This window comes from Streptomyces sp. DSM 42067 (assembly GCF_055792885.1).
In genome coordinates this window covers 510,595-530,046 of sequence record NZ_CM147706.1, presented here as the reverse complement: position 1 = coordinate 530,046, position 19,452 = coordinate 510,595, and the positions used below count along the sequence as shown (strand labels likewise).

The 19,452-nt window shown below is 70.3% G+C and carries 21 protein-coding genes; 11 read left to right on the top strand and 10 right to left on the bottom strand.

The window, feature by feature from the left end:
• The first annotated feature begins 10 nt into the window (after positions 1–10).
• Positions 11–304 (top strand): zinc-ribbon domain-containing protein, encoded by a 294-nt coding sequence (locus ACSMXV_RS02795; RefSeq protein ID WP_473176104.1) that lies wholly within the window; start codon positions 11–13, stop codon positions 302–304.
• 89 nt (positions 305–393) lie between these two features.
• Here the strand turns inward: ACSMXV_RS02795 and ACSMXV_RS02790 are convergent, their stop codons facing one another.
• Positions 394–870: a MarR family winged helix-turn-helix transcriptional regulator gene (locus ACSMXV_RS02790; protein ID WP_473176103.1), complete on the bottom strand. Its 477-nt coding sequence runs from the start codon at positions 868–870 to the stop codon at positions 394–396.
• A 103-nt stretch (positions 871–973) separates the two neighbouring features.
• Here ACSMXV_RS02790 and ACSMXV_RS02785 point away from each other — a divergent pair, with 103 nt between their 5' ends.
• The gene (locus ACSMXV_RS02785) at positions 974–1,606 is read left to right on the top strand and encodes a GTP cyclohydrolase II (RefSeq protein WP_473176102.1); all 633 of its coding nucleotides are present in this window, start codon (positions 974–976) and stop codon (positions 1,604–1,606) included.
• 214 nt (positions 1,607–1,820) lie between these two features.
• Here ACSMXV_RS02785 and ACSMXV_RS02780 read toward each other — a convergent pair whose 3' ends face one another.
• The 7 genes from ACSMXV_RS02780 to ACSMXV_RS02750 form a co-directional block, all read right to left on the bottom strand.
• A complete protein-coding gene (locus ACSMXV_RS02780) occupies positions 1,821–2,669 on the bottom strand; it encodes an ATP-binding protein (RefSeq protein ID WP_473176101.1) in 849 nt (282 codons plus the stop codon).
• 198 nt (positions 2,670–2,867) lie between these two features.
• Positions 2,868–4,082, bottom strand: coding sequence for an amidohydrolase family protein (locus ACSMXV_RS02775; protein WP_473176100.1), 1,215 nt, complete (start codon positions 4,080–4,082; stop codon positions 2,868–2,870).
• 3 nt (positions 4,083–4,085) lie between these two features.
• A complete protein-coding gene (locus ACSMXV_RS02770) occupies positions 4,086–5,489 on the bottom strand; it encodes a type I glutamate--ammonia ligase (protein ID WP_473176099.1) in 1,404 nt (467 codons plus the stop codon).
• Positions 5,490–5,655: 166 nt separating this feature from the next.
• Complete coding sequence (locus tag ACSMXV_RS02765; RefSeq protein WP_473176098.1) at positions 5,656–6,558, bottom strand: aminoglycoside phosphotransferase family protein; 903 nt, start codon at positions 6,556–6,558, stop codon at positions 5,656–5,658.
• 180 nt (positions 6,559–6,738) lie between these two features.
• Positions 6,739–7,461 carry an FAD:protein FMN transferase gene (locus ACSMXV_RS02760; RefSeq protein WP_473176097.1) on the bottom strand — a complete coding sequence of 241 codons (723 nt, stop codon included), beginning with the start codon at positions 7,459–7,461 and terminating at the stop codon, positions 6,739–6,741.
• A 1-nt stretch (position 7,462) separates the two neighbouring features.
• Positions 7,463–7,915: an FMN-binding protein gene (locus ACSMXV_RS02755; RefSeq protein WP_473176096.1), complete on the bottom strand. Its 453-nt coding sequence runs from the start codon at positions 7,913–7,915 to the stop codon at positions 7,463–7,465.
• A gap of 10 nt (positions 7,916–7,925) precedes the next feature.
• On the bottom strand, positions 7,926–9,269 hold the full coding sequence (locus ACSMXV_RS02750) for a ferredoxin reductase family protein (RefSeq protein WP_473176095.1): 1,344 nt from the start codon (positions 9,267–9,269) through the stop codon (positions 7,926–7,928).
• Between the two features lie 162 nt (positions 9,270–9,431).
• Between ACSMXV_RS02750 and ACSMXV_RS02745 the strand changes: the two genes are divergently transcribed.
• Both ACSMXV_RS02745 and ACSMXV_RS02740 read left to right on the top strand, forming a co-directional pair.
• The gene (locus ACSMXV_RS02745) at positions 9,432–10,121 is read left to right on the top strand and encodes a response regulator transcription factor (protein WP_473176094.1); all 690 of its coding nucleotides are present in this window, start codon (positions 9,432–9,434) and stop codon (positions 10,119–10,121) included.
• The gene (locus ACSMXV_RS02740) at positions 10,118–11,554 is read left to right on the top strand and encodes a HAMP domain-containing sensor histidine kinase (protein ID WP_473176093.1); all 1,437 of its coding nucleotides are present in this window, start codon (positions 10,118–10,120) and stop codon (positions 11,552–11,554) included. The genes ACSMXV_RS02745 and ACSMXV_RS02740 overlap by 4 nt, the downstream gene beginning before the upstream one ends.
• Before the next feature lie 70 nt (positions 11,555–11,624).
• Here the strand turns inward: ACSMXV_RS02740 and ACSMXV_RS02735 are convergent, their stop codons facing one another.
• Entirely contained in the window at positions 11,625–12,479 is an 855-nt protein-coding gene (locus tag ACSMXV_RS02735; protein ID WP_473176092.1) for a LysR family transcriptional regulator, read from the bottom strand.
• Between the two features lie 177 nt (positions 12,480–12,656).
• Between ACSMXV_RS02735 and ACSMXV_RS02730 the strand changes: the two genes are divergently transcribed.
• The 6 genes from ACSMXV_RS02730 to ACSMXV_RS02705 all read left to right on the top strand — a co-directional run bounded on the left by ACSMXV_RS02730 (position 12,657) and on the right by ACSMXV_RS02705 (position 17,936).
• Positions 12,657–13,484, top strand: coding sequence for an EamA family transporter (locus ACSMXV_RS02730; protein WP_473176091.1), 828 nt, complete (start codon positions 12,657–12,659; stop codon positions 13,482–13,484).
• 107 nt (positions 13,485–13,591) lie between these two features.
• On the top strand, positions 13,592–14,242 hold the full coding sequence (locus tag ACSMXV_RS02725) for a GntR family transcriptional regulator (RefSeq protein ID WP_473176090.1): 651 nt from the start codon (positions 13,592–13,594) through the stop codon (positions 14,240–14,242).
• A gap of 74 nt (positions 14,243–14,316) precedes the next feature.
• Positions 14,317–15,066 carry a PIG-L deacetylase family protein gene (locus tag ACSMXV_RS02720; RefSeq protein ID WP_473176089.1) on the top strand — a complete coding sequence of 250 codons (750 nt, stop codon included), beginning with the start codon at positions 14,317–14,319 and terminating at the stop codon, positions 15,064–15,066.
• Positions 15,067–15,166: 100 nt separating this feature from the next.
• Positions 15,167–15,871, top strand: a complete 705-nt coding sequence (locus tag ACSMXV_RS02715; protein ID WP_473176088.1) for a 4-carboxy-4-hydroxy-2-oxoadipate aldolase/oxaloacetate decarboxylase — start codon at positions 15,167–15,169, stop codon at positions 15,869–15,871.
• A gap of 32 nt (positions 15,872–15,903) precedes the next feature.
• Positions 15,904–16,989 (top strand): 4-oxalomesaconate tautomerase, encoded by a 1,086-nt coding sequence (locus tag ACSMXV_RS02710; RefSeq protein WP_473179215.1) that lies wholly within the window; start codon positions 15,904–15,906, stop codon positions 16,987–16,989.
• Entirely contained in the window at positions 16,986–17,936 is a 951-nt protein-coding gene (locus tag ACSMXV_RS02705; RefSeq protein WP_473176087.1) for a catechol 2,3-dioxygenase, read from the top strand. The genes ACSMXV_RS02710 and ACSMXV_RS02705 overlap by 4 nt, the downstream gene beginning before the upstream one ends.
• Before the next feature lie 272 nt (positions 17,937–18,208).
• Here the strand turns inward: ACSMXV_RS02705 and ACSMXV_RS02700 are convergent, their stop codons facing one another.
• Positions 18,209–18,613, bottom strand: coding sequence for a cupin domain-containing protein (locus tag ACSMXV_RS02700; protein WP_473176086.1), 405 nt, complete (start codon positions 18,611–18,613; stop codon positions 18,209–18,211).
• 187 nt (positions 18,614–18,800) lie between these two features.
• Here ACSMXV_RS02700 and ACSMXV_RS02695 point away from each other — a divergent pair, with 187 nt between their 5' ends.
• The gene (locus ACSMXV_RS02695; protein WP_473176085.1) at positions 18,801–19,421 is read left to right on the top strand and encodes a carboxymuconolactone decarboxylase family protein; all 621 of its coding nucleotides are present in this window, start codon (positions 18,801–18,803) and stop codon (positions 19,419–19,421) included.
• Positions 19,422–19,452 lie beyond the last annotated feature (31 nt).

Here is a 19,452-nt window from a genome sequence, read left to right as displayed (position 1 = left end):
GACCAACAGCATGATCATCTTTGGCACCAAGGGATACCTGTACCAGCTCGCGATACTGACGCTGGTGTGCGGCCACTGCGGCAATCCCTCCGCGCACACGCTCAAAAAGCGCGTCACGAAGTTCACGCTGTTCTTCGTGCCGCTGTTCGCGTTCTCGACGAAGTACGCCACGCAGTGCACCTTCTGTGGCGCGGAGCAGAAGGTGACCAAGGAGCAGGCGGAGCAGCTGCAGGGGCAGGGCGGCGCGCGCGGCCAGGGCGATCAGACGTACGGGCAACCGCACCAGCAGCCGTACCAGTCCTGAAAGGGCTGGGGAGAGCTGCTGGGCAAAGCCAGGCCGGCTGTCCTCGAATTCCGCGACCACGAGCGGCCCGTCGTCGAAGCCGCGGGTCCCTACCGGGGGCCGGAGGCGTTCCCGTCGCACATGCGCCGACTGGCCTCGCCGAGGCCGTCGGCGAGGGCGATGAGCTGTTCCGGGGTGAGGACGTCGATGAGCAGCTCGCGGACGGTGGCGACATGGCCCGGGGCCGCCCGCTTGAGCATCTCCTGTCCGGCGTCGGTGAGGACCGCCTTGACCCCGCGAACATCCCAGGTGCAGGCGCGGCGCTGCACCAGCCCGGCCTTCTCCAGCTGGGTGATCTGGTAGGTCAGTCCGCTCTTGGTGTTGAAGAGGGCGTCGGCGAGTTCCGTCATGCGCATCTCGTGCCCGGGTTCGGCGGAGAGCCGGACGAGGATCTCGTACTGCAGGTGCGAGAGGCCCACCTCGTCCTTGAGCTGCTGGTCCAGGCGCCGGTTCAGCAGCGCGCCGGCAGCGAGGAAGGCATGCCAGGCCCGCGACTCTTCCTCGCTCAGCCATCTCGGGTGACCCATGTCTCCACCCTACATGGGTTGTTCAAATTCAAATATCTGCGGTACCGTGGCGGCCGCTCGTTCAAATTTGAATCGAGCCTGATCTTCGACCACCGGAGACGAGATGCACGCCACCCCTGCCGGCGCCACGGTGCGCACCCGGGTCCGTATCCCCCTGCGCTTCGCCGACGGCTACGCGGTCACCGCCGAGGCTGTCACCTTCCACGGCCTCGCCGACGGCGCCGAGCATGTGGCGCTGGTCCTGGGCGACCCCACCGGCTCCGACACCCCCTTGGTGCGGCTGCACTCCGAGTGCCTGACCGGGGATGTGTTCGGCTCCGCACGCTGCGACTGCGGCCCTCAGCTGCGCGAGGCCGTCCAGCGCATCGACGCCGCCGGGGGAATCCTGCTCTACCTCCGCCAGGAGGGCCGCGGCATCGGTCTCTACAACAAGCTCGACGCCTACGCGCTCCAGGACACCGGCCTGGACACGTACGAGGCCAACACCGCCCTCGGCCTTCCGGAGGACGCCCGCGACTACACCGCCGCCGCCCAGATGCTCACCGCTCTCGGCGTCCGGAAGCTCGATCTGCTGTCCAACAACCCGGACAAGGCGAGCCAGTTGGACGACCTGGGCATCTCGGTACGCACCACCGTGCCGACCGGCGTCTTCGCCACCGGCAGCAATGTGCGCTATCTGCAAGCCAAGGCCCAGCACACCGGACACACCATCGAGCTTGCCTGCGTCGCCGGCTGACCCGGCCCGGAGTGCGGGCACGGGGCGGGCCCGAAGCGCCTGAGCATCGTCCTGGCCTGGCCGACGGCGGCACACAACGGCTTGACAGCCGGGCGTGTAAGCAGCCGCGCCGAGGTTCGAAAGCGCCACTGGCAGTCCCGGTCGGTGGTGAGCCGCTGCTGCGCAGTGGCCTGGAGCTTGTTCGCGGCACGCGTGCGGGCCGTTGCTCTGCTCGTCACGTCACGGTCTGTTCCGCCCAGATTGTTTTGCCCTTGGCGGTGTGGCGGGTGCCCCAGTGCTGGGTCAGCTGCGCGACCAGGAGCAGTCCGCGGCCGCCCTCGTCGTAGGTGCGGGCGCGGCGCATGTGAGGCGCCGTGCTGCTGGCGTCCGTGACCTCGCAGATGAGGCTGCGGTCGTGGATGAGACGCAGTTGGATGGGCGGCTCGGCGTGCCGGATGGCGTTGGTGACCAGTTCACTGACGACCAGCTCGGTGACGAAGACGGCGTCGGTCAGACCCCAGGCCTCCAGCCGGCCGACGGCGTCCTTGCGGGCCTGGGCGACGGCGGCTGGATCGGCGGCCACGTCCCAGGTGGCGACCTGGTCGGCGTTCAGCGCGCGGGTGCGCGCGACGAGCAGGGCCACGTCGTCGATCGGCCGCTGGGGCAGCACGGCTGCGAGCACCGTGTCGCACAGTGCGTCCAGGGATGCCGCGGGACGGGTGAGGGTCTGGGTCAGGGCGGAGAGCAGCAGCCATTCGCGGCTCCCGTGGTCCGGCATCCTGTGGTGCGCCAGCACTTTGATCTCCAGGCGGTGGCCGTCCCGGTGCCTGAGCGCCAGCCTTCCGTGCCACCTCGGCAACTGGGTGAGTGGCGGCAGATCCCGTGCCGTGGCCTCATCGGCGAGGAGAGCGGCCGCCGGGCGTCCCAGGATCTGCGCCGAGGAGTACCCGAGCAGTTGCTCGGCACCACGGCTCCACCCGGTCACGGTTCCGTGTTCGTCGACTGTGGCGCGAGCCGTGAGCGCCTCATCGACAACCTCTTCGAGGGGACTCGTTACCTGGTCGGCGGTGATGCGCCGGTCCATGGTCGCTCATCTCGCTCTCGCTGAGATCTTCGCCCCTGAGGGGACGAGACACCCGGATGCTGCTGCGCCTGCCGTGCTCGAAAGCGCACACTTTGCCCCTATTGCCCATTATCCCGGTGCGCTGGCCGCGGCAGCCGCCAGGTGGTTCCGCGCTCAGCGTGGTCGCCGTCAGGTACGGGATCGCGTTCGGGGAGTGCTTCAGGGGAGCCCTGCGGGGAGTCCGTAGACGCGGAAGGCGTTGTCGCGTCCGGTCCAGGCGGCGATACGGAGCGCGTCCGGCAGGCTCAGGTCGTCGGTGTTCACCCGCTCCTGGAGCAGCCCGGCCAGGCCCTGCCGGAAGGCCAGCGCGCCGAGCTGGTAGAACTCCGCCACCCCGTAGGCATCCGAGCTGTAGAGCAGTTTGCGGAAAGGGGTGATCTCGAGCGCCTCCTCCAGGATCGCCCGGGCGCGGGCGGGTCCCACATAGTGCAGAGTGAGCCCGACGTCGAGGTACACCTGCTCGAAGACCGTCGCCAGATAGGCGGCCTGGCGCTGGTAGGGCCAGCAGTGCAACAGCAGCACCGGGATGGTGCCGGAGGTCAGGTGCAGCCAGTCGGTCAGATGGGCGGGATCCACCCTGTGCATCCGGATGTCGTTGTCCCCGAAGCCGGTGTGCAGTTGAAGAGGAAGCCCGAGATCCACGGCCGTCCAGAGCAGGTGCCGCACGAGTACGGGGTCGTCCAGCCGGGGGCGGACAGGGGTCTCCTCATGGGGTCCGTGCGTCTTCGTGGCGCTTTCCCCGGTACGCAGCCAGCGCCGGGCCGCTTCGGTGACGTCCGCGTCCGACGGGCGGCTCGGGTCCAGGTCGAACCCGGTGCGGTACGCGGCCACGGACTTCACCGCCACCACGCCCGGCCGCTCGGCGGCCGCGTGCGAGGCCGCCACGAACGCCGCGGCGTACTCACCCGGCTCCACTCCCTTGGCCGCCACGGCCTCGGCGACGCTCTCCAGACGTACGACCTCGTACGCGGCGGCCGCACCGCCCGCGGCGGCGAGCTCGGCAGGTGTCGTGAGGCGGTCCGGGTCCGGGCTGTACCCGGTGTCGACGCAGAACACGCCGGTGCCCGCGGCGGCGACGAACCTCCGGTTCACCTCGTGCCAGCCCAGCTCGGCTCGCCGTGCCAGGTACTCCGCGGCGGGGGCGTGCCGCGGCAGGCCCAGCACGGGCGCGCAGTGCCGGCGGATGGCCACGCCGACCGGACTGTCGAAAGGCGTGATGCCACTGCCAGGCCATAAGCCGCCCTCGGTGATCAGCGACTCGAACCTCTGCGGGCTCAGATCGGCGGTGACGACGCCGTGGCAGTGGTGATCCACGAGCGGAAGACCGGCGAGGAACTCGTGGACCGGCCCGTTGGTGGGGGATGGCGTGCTCACCTGTCAGTACTTCCACCGGTACGCCGCCGCCACCAGCTCGTCGTCCAGTCCCGCCACGGCCGCGATCTCCCCGAGGCGCACGGCGATCACGGCGTCGGCCAGGACCGGTCCGAGCGCGGCGCGGAGCCGCTCGTCCTTGCGGAACTCCTCCACGGCCTCGTCCAGCGACGTCGGCAGGCGGCGCACGCCCCGGGCCGCCGCTTCCGAGGCGCTGAACCGCGCGGGATCCCCGGTGATCTCCTCGGCCAGGGGCGCGGACGACTCCAGCCCGTCGAGCCCGGAGGCGATGAGGCAGCCGAGCGCGAGGTACGGGTTGGCGGCCAGGTCGACCGGCTTCACCTCCAGATTCGCCGCCTGCTCGCGCCGCCCCGCCGTACCGGTGATGACGCGCACCGCGGACTCGCGGGTCTCGCGGCCCCAGGCGGTGAACACCCCGGCCCACTGCGAGGGCTTGAGTCGCAGATAGCTGGCCGGGCTGGGGGCGGTCACGGCCGTGAGCGCGGGCAAGTGCGCGAGCATCCCGGCGGCGAAGGACTCGGCCTCGGCCGTCATGCCGTACCGGCGGTCACCACCCGAGTGCAGGTTCACCCCGTCGCGCCAGGCCGAGATGTGCACGTGGCCGCCGTTGCCGACGCCCTCGGCGAAGACGGCCGGTGAGAACGAGACCTTGAGCCCGTGGCGCTGCGACACCGCCCGGATTGTCTGCCGCACCAGCACGCTCCGGTCGGCCGCGGCCACCGGGTCGAGCGCGCCCACCGAGATCTCGAACTGACCGGCGGCGTACTCGGGGTGGATCTGGTCGACGTCCACACCCTGTGCCGCGAACGCTGCCATCAACTCGGCGGCGTAGTCGCTCAGTTCGACTTGCCGGGTGGCGCTGTAGGCCGGACCCGAGGTCGCGGGGACGAACTCGTCGCCGGCCGCCGACCCCTGCCCGATGGACCACTCGACCTCGATGCCCGCCTTGAACGTGATGCCGTGCTGCCGGGCCGCGTCCGCGACGATCCGGCGCAGGAAGGTGCGGCTGCACGCCGGATGCCGCTCGCCCTCCTGGGTGATCCGGTCGACCGGGGCCCACGCCCAGCCCGGCTGTCCGGACAGCACCACCAGCTGGTCGAGGGCGGGGTAGAGGCGCAGATCGCCGTCCGGTGAGCCGAGCACATCGGTGGAGACGATGGAGTCGTTGGCCAGGAAGGTGTCGAACACCGGTGACATCCCGACGCCCCAGGCGGTCGCCGAGGCGAGCCGGGCCGTCGGGATCGTCTTCACCCGGCCGATGCCCGCGGTGTCGACATAGGCCAGCACGATGCCGTGTACGCCCTGCCCGGACAGCTCCACGCTCAGCGCGGTGGCCCGCTCGACATCACCGGGGCGTCCGCCGATGACGGGGTCGGCAAGGGTGGTCATACGTCCTCCTTGGCGAGCGGGGCAGACGGCGGCCGTCGGGCCGTCCTGGTCTTCACGTAGCTCTGTACCCGGGCAAGCCCATCCCGAGCACCAGATGATCGCTTTCCGCCGGGTGTCGTGGGCGTGGTTCCCGGTCCGGGTCACGGCCGGGTCGGTGATCGGTCGCCTAACCGATCAGGGTCTGGTTGATCTGACGGGTGGTCTGCGCCGCGACCCGGGGATCGACGGCGGCGTAGGCGGTGTAGGCGCTCAGGCCCGCGGCCAGGGACCAGCCGCGGCCCCGCGTCCAGGTGGCGTCGTCGACGCCGAGCTTGGCGCGGAAGGCGGCACGGCTCCGGGCCGACATCAGGGCGAAGGCGATCTTCAGGTCGGGGGCCGGGTCCCCGATGCCGAGGCTGCCGAAGTCGATGACAGCGCTGAGGCGGCCGTCGACGGTCAGCAGGTTGCCGGTGTGGAGGTCGCCGTGAAACCAGACGGGAGGGCGATCCCATTCGGGGGCGCTCAGCGCCGCGTCCCACAGCTCGGTCATGGCAGCGGCGTCGAAGGTACCGTCAATTTCCGCGATGGCGGCCCGCGTCGAGTGGTCCCGGTCGGCCAGCCGCCCGGGTGTGAGGTCCTCGCGGACGCCCGCGACAGGGATGTCCTCGGGCGCGAACTGCTGCAGGGCGGTGAGGAACTCCGCCAGTTCGACGGCGGCCTCGGTCGAGTCGGCCAGTGCCGCGATGGTCGCCACCTCGCCGTCCATCCAGCGGGACACCGCCCATGGCCATGGATAGCCGAAGCCGGGCTCACCCACCCCCACCGGTGCCGGGATGGCCAGTGGCAGGTGCGGGGCGAGCTTGGGCAGCCACTCGTACTCCTTCCGGGCCTGCCCGATGGCCCCGGCGTGGCGGGGCAGGCGAACGGACAGTTCCTCGCCCAGCCGGTAGATCACATGGTCCGAGCCGGCCGGGTCGAGCAGCGCCAGGGGCAGGTCGGCCCACTGCGGGAACTGCGAATCGACCAGGCGTCTGGCCAGTGCGGCGTTGATCGCGGGACGGATGGTGTCCGCGGTTGTCTCCGTCGCCAAGAGCGCTCCTGTGGTCGGCCCCGCTCCTTGCAGCGGGCAGTCGCTCGCCGCTCCGTTCGGCGGGCGTCGGACCATCACAGTCTGTCGCTGGGGCGGCTGTCGACCGGTTTTCTCTCCCTGTGGGGCGGCCCCCTTGCCCGTAGCACTCGGCTGCATTGCCCGTAGCCACTCAGGGTGCGATCAGGCGGCCACGGGAAGCCCTGGCGTCCGGACGACCCTGCGCTCGGCATCCACGGCGAACACCTCGCACCCTTCCCGTGCGGCGGCCCACTCGATGCCCTCCGCGCCCATGGCGAACGCCGCTGTCGCGGTTGCGTCGGCCTCGGTCAGCGAGGGCGCCACGACGGTGAGACTGAGCAGTCCGGTCGCCGGACGGCCGGTACGCCCGTCAAGGATGTGGTCACCCCGTTCGTACCGCGCGGAGGTCGCCACCGCGCCGTCGGTGATCTCCAGTACCGTGCACAGCCTGTCGGCCTGCTCGGGGTGCCGTACGCCCACGCGCCACGGACCGCCGGCCGCGACCACGTCACCACCGGCGTTCAGGCAGAACCGCGTCGCTCCCGTGGCCGTCAGCAGCTCCGCCGCCCGCTGCACCGACCAGCCCTTCACCATCGCGCAGGGGTCGAGGCCGCGGCCCGGCAGCCGGGCGTCGAACGCACCGCCGGTCGCGACCCGGTACTCCTCGCAGAGGCCGAGGACCTCCACCAGATCCACGCTGAGGTCGTCGTCCGACAGCTCGCCCCGGTCCAGCCGGGACACCTCGCTGTCGGGCTTGAAGGGGCTGAAACGCGCGTCGACCTCGCGCAGCCACGCGAACAGCCCGTCCGCCGCCTCCTCGGGGACGTCCCCGTCGTCGATCCGCAGCGACACCGGGAATCCCATGATGTGCTCGACGCGCCGCACCTCAGGCGTCCTTCGCGTCGATGGCGGCCTGGAGCGACTGGATGTATCCCTCACTGGTGATCGTGGCTCCGGACACCGTGTCGATGTCGGCGCTCTGCGCCTCCAGCGTCTCCTCGATCAGCTTCGGCACGGCAGCCGTGGTCTGCGGGTGGTTCGGCTGCTGGAGCATCCGCACGGAACTGATCTTGTCGCCTTCGAAGGTCACCTCCACCTGCACGGCGCCCTTCGACGTGTTGACGGTGCTGCCCCGGACGACCTGCGAGGCGGCCGCCGACGCGGACGGCGAGGCCGCGGACGAAGAAGACGACGAAGACGAAGGAGACGAAGAAGTCGACGAGGGCGTCGGGACGAGTTCGGCGGCCTCGGTGGTCGTCGTACCGGTAGGCGGTTCGTAACGCCAGATCGGGACCAGGCCCGCGACGGTCAGGATGAAGACAGGCAGTGCTCGTTTCACGATGTCCCTCTCATCCCGCCAGGCTGAAGCGCTCGAAGTGGATCTGCTGCTTGGGCACTCCCAGCTCGCGCAGGCTGCGGAGCACCGCGCTGGTCATCCCGGGCGGGCCGCAGACGAAGACGTCGCGCTCGCAGACGTCCGGCACAAGCCGCGCGAGCGTCTCCGGTGCCAGCTTGTCCGGCGTGGCCGGGCCGGTGACGAGGTGCAGCTCGGTGCCCTTGGCGGCGGCGAGTTCCCGCAGTTCGTCGTAGAGCACGGCGTCCCGGTCGGTGGCCACCCGGTAGATGAGCACCGCGTGGCCGTGCAGCTCCTCCAGCAGGGCCCGGATCGGGGTGATGCCGACGCCGCCGGCGATGAGCAGGGTGTCGGGGCGGGTGCGGTGGAGGGTGGTGAAGGCGCCGTAGGGGCCCTCGGCGAACACTCGCGTGCCCACGGGGATGTGGCGCAGGGCTGCGGTGCCGTCGCCGGCCGTCTTCGCGGTCAGCCTGAGCTGCCGGCCGTCCGGTGCGGCCGACAGCGAGAACGGGTTGGCCTGCCACCACCGCTCCCTGGTCAGAAACCGCCACAGGAAGAACTGGCCCGCTCGGGCCGGCAGTTGATCCAGGTCGCGTCCCGTTACGTAGATCGACACGACGTTGTCGGACTCGGGCACCACGGCCGACACCCGCAGCTGGTGCCGCAGGTTCCGCCGCAGGGGGAGCACCACCCGTCCCAGGAACACCGAGCCCAGCGCCGCTCCCCACAGGGTCCACCAGTACGCGGTGGCCGTGGGCGACGTCGTGAAGGTCGTGCCCACCGCGACCTGGTGCGAGAACGCCAGCAGCACCGCCACGTACATGTAGAGGTGTATGAAGTGCCACGTCTCGTACGACAGCCGGCGCCGGGCGAAGCGCGCCGACACGATGCCGACCGTGATGATCAGCGCCAGCGCGACCACGGCGCGCAGCACGTACTCGATGGTCGTCGCCAGCTCCACGAACTGGTCCACCGGCGGCAGCGACGACAGCTGCGCGTAGCCGAAGGTGATGAACACCATGTGTGTCACCAGGGTCCACAGCACACCGAAGCCGACCCAGCGGTGCCAGGAGGTCAGCCGGTCCATGCCGATCCGGCGGTCGAGCCACGGCAGCCGCGCGACCAGCAGCAGCTGGAAGGCCATCAGGAGTGCGCCGTACAGCCCGGCCAGCCGGCCCAGCAGGATCAGGGCGTTCGAGCCGAGCCCGGCCTGGAAGAAGAACGTGGTCACCACGCACACGTTGGCGCCCAGGACGGCGTACAGGCCGGCGCGGGCGACGACCTTGGGGCGTATCGCCGCCGCAGGCGGGGGCGGCTGGACACGTTGGACAGTCGTCACGGACGGCAACTCCTCGCTCGGGGTGTGGGGACTTTCGAGCCTGCCTGGTGGGAGCTGTCGTTTTACTGTCGGTCGACTTTCAAGTCGTTATCGATACGGACCCGGCCGGCCCCACTGGGGGGCGGGTATGGCGTCATAAGACACGTGAAGCACCATGAGCACGTGGAAAGAGTGCGACTCCTCGTTGTGGACGACGATCCTCCCATCGCCGACCTCGTGGCGACGGTTGCCCGCTACGAGGGCTGGGAAGCGGTCACCGCGAACTGCGGTGAGGAGGCCCTGAGCCGAGCCGCCGAGTTTCAGCCCGACATCGTGGTGCTCGACCTGATGCTCCCCGACCTCGACGGCTTCGCCGTGCTGGACCGGCTCCGCCAGTCCGGGACGATGGTCCCCGTCGTGTTCCTCACCGCACGCGACGGCGTGGCCGACCGGGTCGCGGGCCTGACCAGGGGCGGCGACGACTACCTCGTCAAGCCGTTCGCCGTGGAGGAGCTCATGGCCCGGTTGCGGACCGTGCTGCGCCGCAGCACCGGGCCGGGATTCCAGCGGTCCGTGCTCAGAGTGGCGGACCTGACGCTGGACGAGGACACCCGCGAGGTGCGGCGAGGCGACCGGCGCCTCACGGTCACACCGACCGAGTACGAGTTGCTCCGCTTCCTGATGCGCAAGTCACCGACCGTGATGACGAAGGCGCAGATCCTCGACCACGTCTGGGAGTACGGCTTCGGCGGCCGCTCCAACGTCGTGGAGCTGGTCGTCAGCCGCCTGCGCCGCAAGCTCGAGGACACCGGCGAGCCGCTGATCCACACCGTGCGGGGAGTCGGGTACGTGGTAAGGCAGGTCACCGAATGATCAGCCGGCTGAGGCAGACCTACCGCAGCCTGCGCCTCGGCACACGGCTGGCGCTGGGCCTGGCCGTACTGTCGCTCATCGTGTTCGCCGTCGTCGGCACGGCGCTCTCGACGTATATGCGGGACTACCTGCAGCACCAGCTCGCCGACCAGATGAAGCTCGTCCAGGTCACACAGTCCAAGGACGCCCTGGTCCACGGCACCGTTCAGCGAAAGCCGTACTACGGCTGGTACACCGCTGTGTACGACATGTCGGAAGGCGTGCCCGTGCTCCGCAAGTCCGCCGACGTGCCCGCGGACACAGGCGAACTCGCCGCCGTCGCCGCGGCACTGCCCGACGCGGGCTCCTCCGAGATCCTGCGCACCGCGCACCTCAAGGGGAAGGGCACGTACCAGCTGCGCGCCTGCGAGGTCGAACCCGGCGTGGTGCTCGTCACCGCAGCCCCCATGGAGGGCATCGAGGACACCATGGAGCAGCTGGTCACGGTTCAGGTCGCCACGTTCGCGCTCGCGTTGCTCGCCCTCGTCGTCGCCGGCCGTGCGGTGCTGCGGCGCGGCCTGAAGCCGCTCAGCGACATGGCGCACACGGCCCACGGCATCACCTCGCACGACTTCACCGACTCGGCGCGACTCCCGGTGCGCGTCGACGGCGAGAAGGGCGGCCCCGAGGTCGAGGAGTTGCGCACCGCGTTCAACACCATGCTGGAACACATCGACGACTCCCTCGCCGTCCGCACGGAGGCCGAACAGCGGCTGCGCCGATTCGTCGCGGACGCGTCGCACGAGCTGCGCACCCCGCTGATGTCGGTGCGCGGCTACGCCGACCTGTTCCAGTACGCGGCGGCCAACGCGCCCGAGGAGCGGGAGAAGCACCTGGGACGGCTGCGCGCCGAGGCGGCCAGGATGAGCGTGCTCCTTGACGACCTGCTTCTGCTCGCCCGCCTGGACGCCGCCGAGGTGGAGACACCGCTGCGGCCGGAGGACACGGACCTGATGGACCTGGTGCGCCAAGCAGCGGACGCGTTCCGCGCGGGCCGGCCGGACCACCCGCTGACCGTGGCGGCCGGACCCGAGCCGGTGATGCTGCGTCTCGACCCCCTGCGTATCCGGCAGGTGCTGGACAATCTGCTCACCAACGCCGCCGTGCACACCCCGGCCGACACGAAGGTGTCCGTGGAGACGTCCGTCTCGTCCGGCGAGGCGATGGTGCGGGTCGCCGACTCCGGGCCGGGCATACCGGCCGCTGATCAGGAGCGCGTCTTCGACCGCTTCTACCGCGTCGACAAGGCCCGCAGTCGCGACCGGGGCGGCAGCGGCCTTGGCTTGGCGGTCGCACGGTCACTCGTACGCGCGCACGGCGGCACCATCGAGCTGGCCAGCCGGCCTGGTTGCACGGCCTTCACCATCAGGATTCCTCTCGGCCGGACGGAGTGAGCTGGACGGGGTGAGCCGGACGGAGTGCTGAACGGGGTGAGCCGGCTGGAGTGAGGTTGGTGGCCGGGCTTCAGGCCTTGCGATAGAGCTCCGTGAGCAGTTCGATCGCGGCTTGCGTTGCGGGATGCGGGTCGTCCCGCCACCAGGCGAGCCGCACCGCGATCGGCTCGGCGTCGCGCACCGGCCGGTAGGCGATGCCGGGCCGCGGGTACTGGTTCGCGGTGGACTCGGCCGTCATGCCCACGCAGCGGCCCGTGGAGATCACGGTGAGCCAGTCGTCGACATCGTGCGTCTCCTCGGTCGCCGGGCGGGAGTCCGGGGGCCACAGCTCCGTGGTGGTCGTCCCGGTCCTCCGGTCGATCATCAGCCTGCGCCCGCCGATGTCGGCGAGCCTGATCGAGCGGCGCCGGGCCAGCGGGTCGTCGGCGGCCATGGCGCACAGGCGCCGCTCCAGCCCCACGATGGCGGAGTCGAAGCGGCGGTCGTCCACCGGCCTGCGTACCACGGCGAGGTCGCAGGCACCCTCCGCGAGTCCGGCGGTGGTGGAGTTGACGCGGATGAGTTGCAGGTCCGTCTCGGGGTGCGCGCCCGCCCATCGGCGCTGAAAGGCCAGAGTGTGGCGGCCGATCGCCGACCAGGCGTAGCCGATGCGCAGATACGTATGACCTGATGTGGCCTCCCCGACCAGGTCGTCCACCTCGCCGAGCACACGCCGGGCCTGCGCCACCACGCGCAGCCCGGTCGCCGTCGGAGTCACCTCGCGCGAGGTCCGCCGCAACAGCCGTACACCAAGGGCGTGTTCGAGCGAGGCCAGTGTCCGGGACACGGCTGCCTGAGAGACACCGAGCGCGATGGCGGCATCGGTGAAGGTGCCCTCGTCGACGATCGCAACGAGGCAGCGCAACTGCCGCAGCTCCACATCCATGACTGAAGCGTATACATGCTCCTGCGGATGCATTTTGTGCAAGAGCAGCGTGGTCCCACGATGCGGGGCATGCATGCAGCATCCGAACGCTCAGCAGCTTCCGCGCGCCGGTCAGCCGGGGTGCCTTCCTCCCCCGCGCCTTCGTCCCTGTTGCCTTCGTCCCCGGAGGCCGACGGAATGCGCCTCGCCGGTGTGGCCACCATGGCCGGCAGCGGACTGTCCAACCAGATCGGTGCCGCGATCGGGTCCCTCGCCTTCCCCGTGCTCGGACCCGTCGGTGTCGTCGCGGTACGCCAATACGTCGCCGCGATCGTCCTGTTCGCGGTCGGCCGGCCGAGTCTGCGGACCTTCACCAGGCGGCAGTGGTGGCCGGTCGCGCTGCTGGCCCTGGTGTTCGGAACGATGAACCTGTCCCTGTACAGCGCGATCGACCGCATCGGTCTCGGGCTGGCGGTGACCCTGGAGTTCCTCGGCCCGCTCAGCATCGCCCTGGCCGCCTCACGCCGCCGACTGGATGCGTGCTGCGCGGTGATGGCCGCGGCGGGCGTCGTCACCCTGATGCGCCCGGGGCCTTCCACCGACTACCTCGGGATGGGCCTGGGTCTGCTGGCCGCCGTCTGCTGGGCGTCGTACATCCTGCTCAACCGCACCGTCGGGCAGCGCATCCCCGGAGTGCAGGGACCGGCTGCCGCGGCCGGACTGTCCGCCCTGATGTTCCTGCCCGCCGGACTCGTCATCGTCGTCGAACGTCCGCCGACCGTGGGGGCCGCCGTGTACGCCGTCGCCGCCGGCGTTCTCTCCTCGGCCGTGCCCTACCTCGCGGACCTGTTCACCCTGCGCCGCGTACCGGCGCGGGCCTTCAGTCTCTTCATGAGCGTCAATCCGGTCCTCGCCGCCGTGGTCGGATGGGTCGTCCTCGGGCAGTGCCTGGGGTGGACGGAGTGGGCCGCCATCGGGGCCGTCGTCGCGGCCAACACCGTCAGCATCCTCACGTCGCGCACCTGACTGAAGGCCGTGGCCGGAGCCCGTCGGCAACAATAGCGAACAAAATTGTTGACAATCTTGTTGTCCTAGATTTAGCTTCGACAGGCACCCACTCAGGGAGGGCACGAATGCCGGAAGAAGCCCGTCCGGGCACCGGGGAGCAGGCGAAGCAGCACGCACTGGCGCAGCTGCGGCAGGCGATTCTGCGCGGCGACATGTCACCGGCTCAGCGGCTGGTGGAGAACGAACTCGCCGAGCAGTTCGGGGTGACCCGGGCCAGCGTCCGGGCGGCGCTGATCGAGCTGGAGTCCGAGGGACTGGTCGAGCGGATCCGCAACCGCGGCTCGCGGGTGCGGGTGGTGACCGTGGAGGAAGCGGTCGCCATCACCGAGTGCCGCATGGTCCTCGAAGGGCTGTGCGCGGCCAAGGCGGCCGTCGCGGCCAGCGACGAGGAGCTGACCGAGCTGGCGGATCTGGGCGCGGCGATGCAGAAAGCTGTGGCCGACGGTGAGCCGGTCACCTACTCGGAGCTCAACCAGCAAGTGCACGCCAAGATCAGGGAGTTCTCCGACCAGAAGGTGGCCGTGGAGCTCCTGGAGCGGCTGAACGCGCAACTGGTGCGCCACCGGTTCCAGTTGGCGCTCAGACCGGGGCGTCCGCAGAAGTCCCTGGGTGAACACCTGGCCGTGATCGAAGCGATCAGGGCCCGGGACCCGCAGGCGGCCGAAGCGGCCGTCCGCGCCCATCTCGGCAGCGTGATCGACGCGCTGCGCGACTGACACACTGCGCGGCCAGCGGGCTGTGTGACGGACGAGGCCGAGGCGGGCGCACACCTGTCCACCAAGGAGATTTGATGACGCACGGCAACGCGCCCGCCACCCCACGATCGACACTCGTCATCACGGCGCACGCCGGGGACTTCGTGTGGCGGGCCGGGGGAGCCATCGCCCTGGCCGCATCCCGAGGCGAGAAGGTCACCATCGCGTGCCTGACCTTCGGCGAGCGCGGCGAGTCCGCCAAGGCGTGGCGCGAGGGCAAGAAGCTCGACGAGATCAAGGCGATACGCCGGGACGAGGCGGAGCGTGCCGCCGCCACACTCGGTGCCGAGGTCCGCTTCTTCGACGCCGGCGACTACCCGCTGGTCGCCACGGCCGAGCTGACCGACAAGCTGGTCGAGGTCTACCGCGAGACCCAGCCGGACGTCGTCCTCACCCACCCCACCGAGGACCCGTACAACGGAGACCACCCGGCCGCCAACCGCATGGCGCTGGAGGCCCGCGTGCTCGCCCAGGCCATCGGCTACCCAGGTCCCGGCGGGATCATCGGCGCCCCGCCGGTCTTCTACTTCGAGCCGCACCAGCCGGAGATGAGCGGCTTCAAGCCCGAGGTCCTGCTCGACATCACCGAGGTGTGGGAGACCAAGCGCAAGGCCATGGAGTGCCTCGGCGCCCAGCAGCACCTGTGGGACTACTACACCGACCTCGCCGTCCGCCGTGGCGTCCAGCTCAAGCGCAACGCCGGCCCGAACCTGGGCCTGGCGCACAAGACCATGGCCGAGGCGTACATGCGCCCCTACCCGCAGATCGCGAAGGAGCTGGCATGAGCGAGCTGAGGTGCAGCGGAGGCTGGGGGTCCGCTGAGCGAAGCGGAGTGGGCACCCGGCCGCAGCGGAGCCGAAGCGGAGCTCTGCAGAAGGAGGAAGCATGAGCGGCGTGATCGTCACCAACCCGCCGAAGGCGGATGCCAAGGACGTCGACGCGCTGGCGGGCTTCGGTGTCGCGACGGTGAGCGAGGCCATGGGCCGAACCGGCCTGCTGGGACCGGGGATTCGCCCGATCCAGCAGGGCGTACGCGTTGCGGGCACCGCCGTCACCGTGCTCAGCTGGCCCGGCGACAACCTCATGATCCACGCCGCGGTGGAGCAGTGCGGTGAGGGCGACATCCTGGTCGTCACCACCACCTCCCCGTCCACCGACGGCATGTTCGGTGAGCTGTTCGCGACCGCCCTCCAGCAGCGGGGCGTCCGGGGTCTCATCACCAACGCGGGCATCCGGGACACCCAGGAGCTGCGCGAGATGGACTTTCCGGCCTGGTCCCGGGCCGTCTCCGCGCAGGGCACTGTCAAGGCCACCGGCGGTTCCGTGAACGTGCCGGTCGCCATCGACGGCCAGATGATCCGCCCCGGCGACGTGATCCTCGCTGACGACGACGGTGTGGTGGTCGTCCCCCGGGAGCGCGCCCGTGTCACGGTCGAGGCGTCCGAGGCCCGCGAGGCCAAGGAGGCCAAGTCCCGCGCCGCCTTCCTCGACGGCGAACTGGGCCTGGACCGCTACGGGTTGAGGGACACGCTGAAGCGGCTCGGCGTCGAGTACAAGACGTATGAGGAGTACGAGGGGGAGCGGTCGTGACTCGCGTACCCGAGGAGGTGCCCTGCCTGCTGATGCGGGGCGGCACCTCCAAGGGCGCCTACTTCCTGGCCGAGGACCTGCCCGCCGACCCGGCCGTACGCGACGAGCTGCTGCTGCGCATCATGGGCAGCCCGGACGAGCGTCAGATCGACGGCCTGGGCGGCGCGCACCCGCTCACCAGCAAGGTGGCCGTGGTCTCGCCGTCGTCCGACCCGCGCGCCGACGTCGACTACCTCTTCCTCCAAGCGGCCGTTGGCAAGCCCGAGGTGAGTGACCGCCAGAACTGCGGCAACATCCTGGCAGGCATCGGACCGTTCGCCGTCGAGCGCGGTCTGGTCACGGCGGGGCAGGAGCGCACCTCTGTCCGTATCCGGATGGTCAACTCCGGCGACTACGCCACAGCGACCTTCCCGACCCCGGGCGGCCGGGTGCAGTACACCGGGGACGCCGAGATCTCGGGCGTGCCCGGCAAGGCCGCCGCCGTGGTGATCGAGTTCCCGCCCGGCGCCGGCCCCCTGCTACCCACCGGCAACGTCCGCGACGTGATCGACGGTGTTCCGGTGACCTGCGTGGACAACGGCATGCCGACGGTGCTGATCGCGGCCTCCTCGCTCAAGGTGACCGGGTACGAGTCGCCCGCCGAGCTGGAGGCCGACCAGGAGCTGGCCGAGCGACTGCGCACGATCCGGCTGGAGGCGGGACGCCTGATGGGCCTCGGTGACGTCTCGGCCGCCACCGTGCCCAAGCTCACCCTGCTCTCCACGCCCCGCGACGACGGCGCGATCTCCACCCGCACCTTCATTCCAGTGCGCTGTCACACCTCGATCGGTGTGCTGGGCGCGGCCAGTGTCGCTGCGGGTCTGCGCATCGACGGTGCAGTCGGTGCGGAGCTCGCCGAGCTGCCCGGCCCGGAGGCCCAGAGGGACCGAATCCGTATCGAACATCCCACGGGATTCCTCGACATCGAAAGCAGCCTCGGCAGCACCGCCGAAGGGCTGCCCTCCGCGCGCCGCACGGCCGTGGTCCGTACGGCTCGCAAGATCTTCGACGGCACCGTGTTCCCAAGGTCCGCCGAGACGGCACCGACAACCCCCCAACTCCCAGGAGGTCAACGATGACTCCGCCGCTCGGCGACATCGCCCACATCGGCCACACGCAACTGTTCACCCCGGACCTGGACGCCAGTGTCGCCTTCTTCACCGACTATCTGGGGCTCACCGTCAACGGGCAGGACGGTGACACCGTCTATCTGCGGACCTTCGACGACTACGAGCACCACAGCCTGGTGCTCACCGCCCGTGAGCAGCCTGGCCTCGGCCGGCTCGCCCTGCGCACCTCGAGCGAGGAGGCCCTCCGGCGCCGGGTGAAGGCCATCGAGGGCGCGGGCGGCACGGGGCAGTGGGTCGAGGACGAACCGGGCCTCGGCAAGCTGTACGTCACCACCGACCCGGACGGCCATGAGCACGCCCTGTACTGGGAGAGCGAGCACTACCAGGCGCCCGACGAGCTGAAGCCCGCGCTGAAGAACCAGCCGCAGGCCAAGCCCAACCGGGGCGTGGGCGTGCGCCGCCTGGACCACATCAACTTCCTCGCCTCCGACGTCCTCGCCAACGCGGAGTTCCAGGAACACCTCCTCGGGGCCAGGCCCACCGAGCAGATCCGGCTCGACAGCGGGAAGATCGCGGCGCGTTGGCTGACCTTCACCGACAAGTCGTACGACGTCGTCTACACCTCGGACTGGACCGGCTCGAGCGGGCGGCTGCACCACATCGCCTTCGCCACCGACACCCGCGAGGACATCCTGCGGGCCGCCGACCTCGCCATCGACGCCGGTGTGTTCATCGAGACCGGCCCGCACAAGCACGCCATCCAGCAGACGTTCTTCCTTTACGTCTACGAGCCGGGCGGCAACCGCATCGAGCTGTGCAACCCGCTCACGCGTCTGGTGCTGGCGCCCGACTGGCCGCTGATCACCTGGACCGAGGCCGAGCGGTCCAAGGGGCAGGCCTGGGGTCTGAAGACCATCGAGTCCTTCCATACGCACGGCACGCCGCCGGTCGCGTAGCCGGACTGCACAGGGGGTGCGTGCGCACAGCCGTGCGTACCCACCCCCTGCCGGTCTTCCGGGCCGCCCGGCCACCGGAAGCAAGGAAGGTCGCCGGCCGGCGCACGAGACGCGGTGGCCGGCGATTCGGCACATGGGGCGCCGGCTGCGGAACACGAAGACCGCGCCGGGGCGGGCCTTTCCGGACAGCTGGAGCAGCGTCGAGGCCTCCGCGCCGGGCACGCCCGGAAGGCCCGCCGACCCGCTCACGGGTGAGCTCTTCGCGGGGCGGCTCAGCCCATCTGGTCCTGCGCGGAGAGGTGTTCCACTGTCACGCCGGTCTCCGTGAACGTCCGCGTCACATGGCCTGACGTGTACACCCACAGGATGCGCAGGGGGCGGTCCCCGATGTTGCGGAACAGGTGCGGGATGGGGGAGGGGACGTACGTCGTGTCGAACTGCTCCAGCTTCGTCACCTCGCCGTCGACCACCACCTCTGCCTCGCCCTCGAGGATCGTGACGTGCTCGTCGCAGTTGTGCGAGTGCATCGGCGCCCCTGAGCCGACTGGATAGACGCTTATGCCGCTCGTGATCCGGTTTTCACCACCAGCGGACGGCGTGGTGATGAGGGGCGTCGTCACGACGGACCCTCCTCGGTCGAGGAGGGGCACGGACGCGGCCTTGATGATGACGGTCATCCAGGGATTCCTTTCAACGGCGATGCGTCGACGACGTTAGGAGCCCGACCCGCGAATGACTGCGTTCTGGCGTGCAGGTTTACCTTGCGCTCCGGGAGGGGTGAGGTTCTCGAACCCACGGGTACGGTCGGCAGCCGTTGCACGGCGAACCCGGACCGTGCCCGGATTACGAAGGCGGATCTCGGCCATGAGGCTCCCCGTACTCACCGAAGAGGAAATGAACCCGCGCCAGAAGGAGCTGGCCGAGCGGATCGCGGGGCGGCGCGGTGCCGTTCGCGGCCCGTTCCGGGTGTGGCTGCACAGCGCGGAGATGTGTGAACGCGCCGAATCGCTCGGCGCCTTCGCCCGCTTCGACTGCAGTCTCCCCAAGCACCTGCGCGAGCTGACCCTGCTGATGGCGGCCCGCAACTGGGACGCCCAGTACTCCTGGAACGCGCATGTGAAGCAGGCGATCGAGGCCGGCATTCCGGAGGCCGCCGTGAAGGCGATCGCCGAGAAGCGCGAGGCGCAGTTCGCGGACGAGGCCGACGCGGCCTTCTACGCCTTCTGCCGCGAGGTGCTGGAGGAGCACTTCGTCTCGGACGAGACCTTCGCCCGTGCCCACGCCCACTTCGGCTCCCGCGGCCTGGTCGACGCGATCGGCGCTCTCGGCAACTTCACGATGCTCGGGATGTGTCTCAACACCTTCCAGGTGGACCTCCAGCCCGACCGTGAGCCTCCGTTCCCGGACATCCGCGGCTACGCCCGGGTGGCCGTCGGAGAGGGCACGGCCGAGGTGGCCGCCGACGGGGACGGCGCACGGCCGTGACCGCCGCAGCAGTTCCGTACAGCGCAGGTCA

Bases quoted from the DNA above. Each gene is read 5' to 3' on its own strand.
- ACSMXV_RS02715 (WP_473176088.1), top strand. From the start codon at position 15,167: ATGAGCGGCGTGATCGTCACCAACCCGCCGAAGGCGGATGCCAAGGAC.
- ACSMXV_RS02770 (WP_473176099.1), bottom strand. From the start codon at position 5,489: ATGACCACCCTTGCCGACCCCGTCATCGGCGGACGCCCCGGTGATGTC.
- ACSMXV_RS02695 (WP_473176085.1), top strand. From the start codon at position 18,801: ATGAGGCTCCCCGTACTCACCGAAGAGGAAATGAACCCGCGCCAGAAG.
- ACSMXV_RS02725 (WP_473176090.1), top strand. From the start codon at position 13,592: ATGCCGGAAGAAGCCCGTCCGGGCACCGGGGAGCAGGCGAAGCAGCAC.
- ACSMXV_RS02720 (WP_473176089.1), top strand. From the start codon at position 14,317: ATGACGCACGGCAACGCGCCCGCCACCCCACGATCGACACTCGTCATC.
- ACSMXV_RS02705 (WP_473176087.1), top strand. From the start codon at position 16,986: ATGACTCCGCCGCTCGGCGACATCGCCCACATCGGCCACACGCAACTG.
- ACSMXV_RS02795 (WP_473176104.1), top strand. From the start codon at position 11: ATGATCATCTTTGGCACCAAGGGATACCTGTACCAGCTCGCGATACTG.
- ACSMXV_RS02700 (WP_473176086.1), bottom strand. From the start codon at position 18,613: ATGACCGTCATCATCAAGGCCGCGTCCGTGCCCCTCCTCGACCGAGGA.
- ACSMXV_RS02730 (WP_473176091.1), top strand. From the start codon at position 12,657: ATGCGCCTCGCCGGTGTGGCCACCATGGCCGGCAGCGGACTGTCCAAC.
- ACSMXV_RS02710 (WP_473179215.1), top strand. From the start codon at position 15,904: ATGCGGGGCGGCACCTCCAAGGGCGCCTACTTCCTGGCCGAGGACCTG.
- ACSMXV_RS02740 (WP_473176093.1), top strand. From the start codon at position 10,118: ATGATCAGCCGGCTGAGGCAGACCTACCGCAGCCTGCGCCTCGGCACA.
- ACSMXV_RS02785 (WP_473176102.1), top strand. From the start codon at position 974: ATGCACGCCACCCCTGCCGGCGCCACGGTGCGCACCCGGGTCCGTATC.
- ACSMXV_RS02790 (WP_473176103.1), bottom strand. From the start codon at position 870: ATGGGTCACCCGAGATGGCTGAGCGAGGAAGAGTCGCGGGCCTGGCAT.
- ACSMXV_RS02780 (WP_473176101.1), bottom strand. From the start codon at position 2,669: ATGGACCGGCGCATCACCGCCGACCAGGTAACGAGTCCCCTCGAAGAG.
- ACSMXV_RS02735 (WP_473176092.1), bottom strand. From the start codon at position 12,479: ATGGATGTGGAGCTGCGGCAGTTGCGCTGCCTCGTTGCGATCGTCGAC.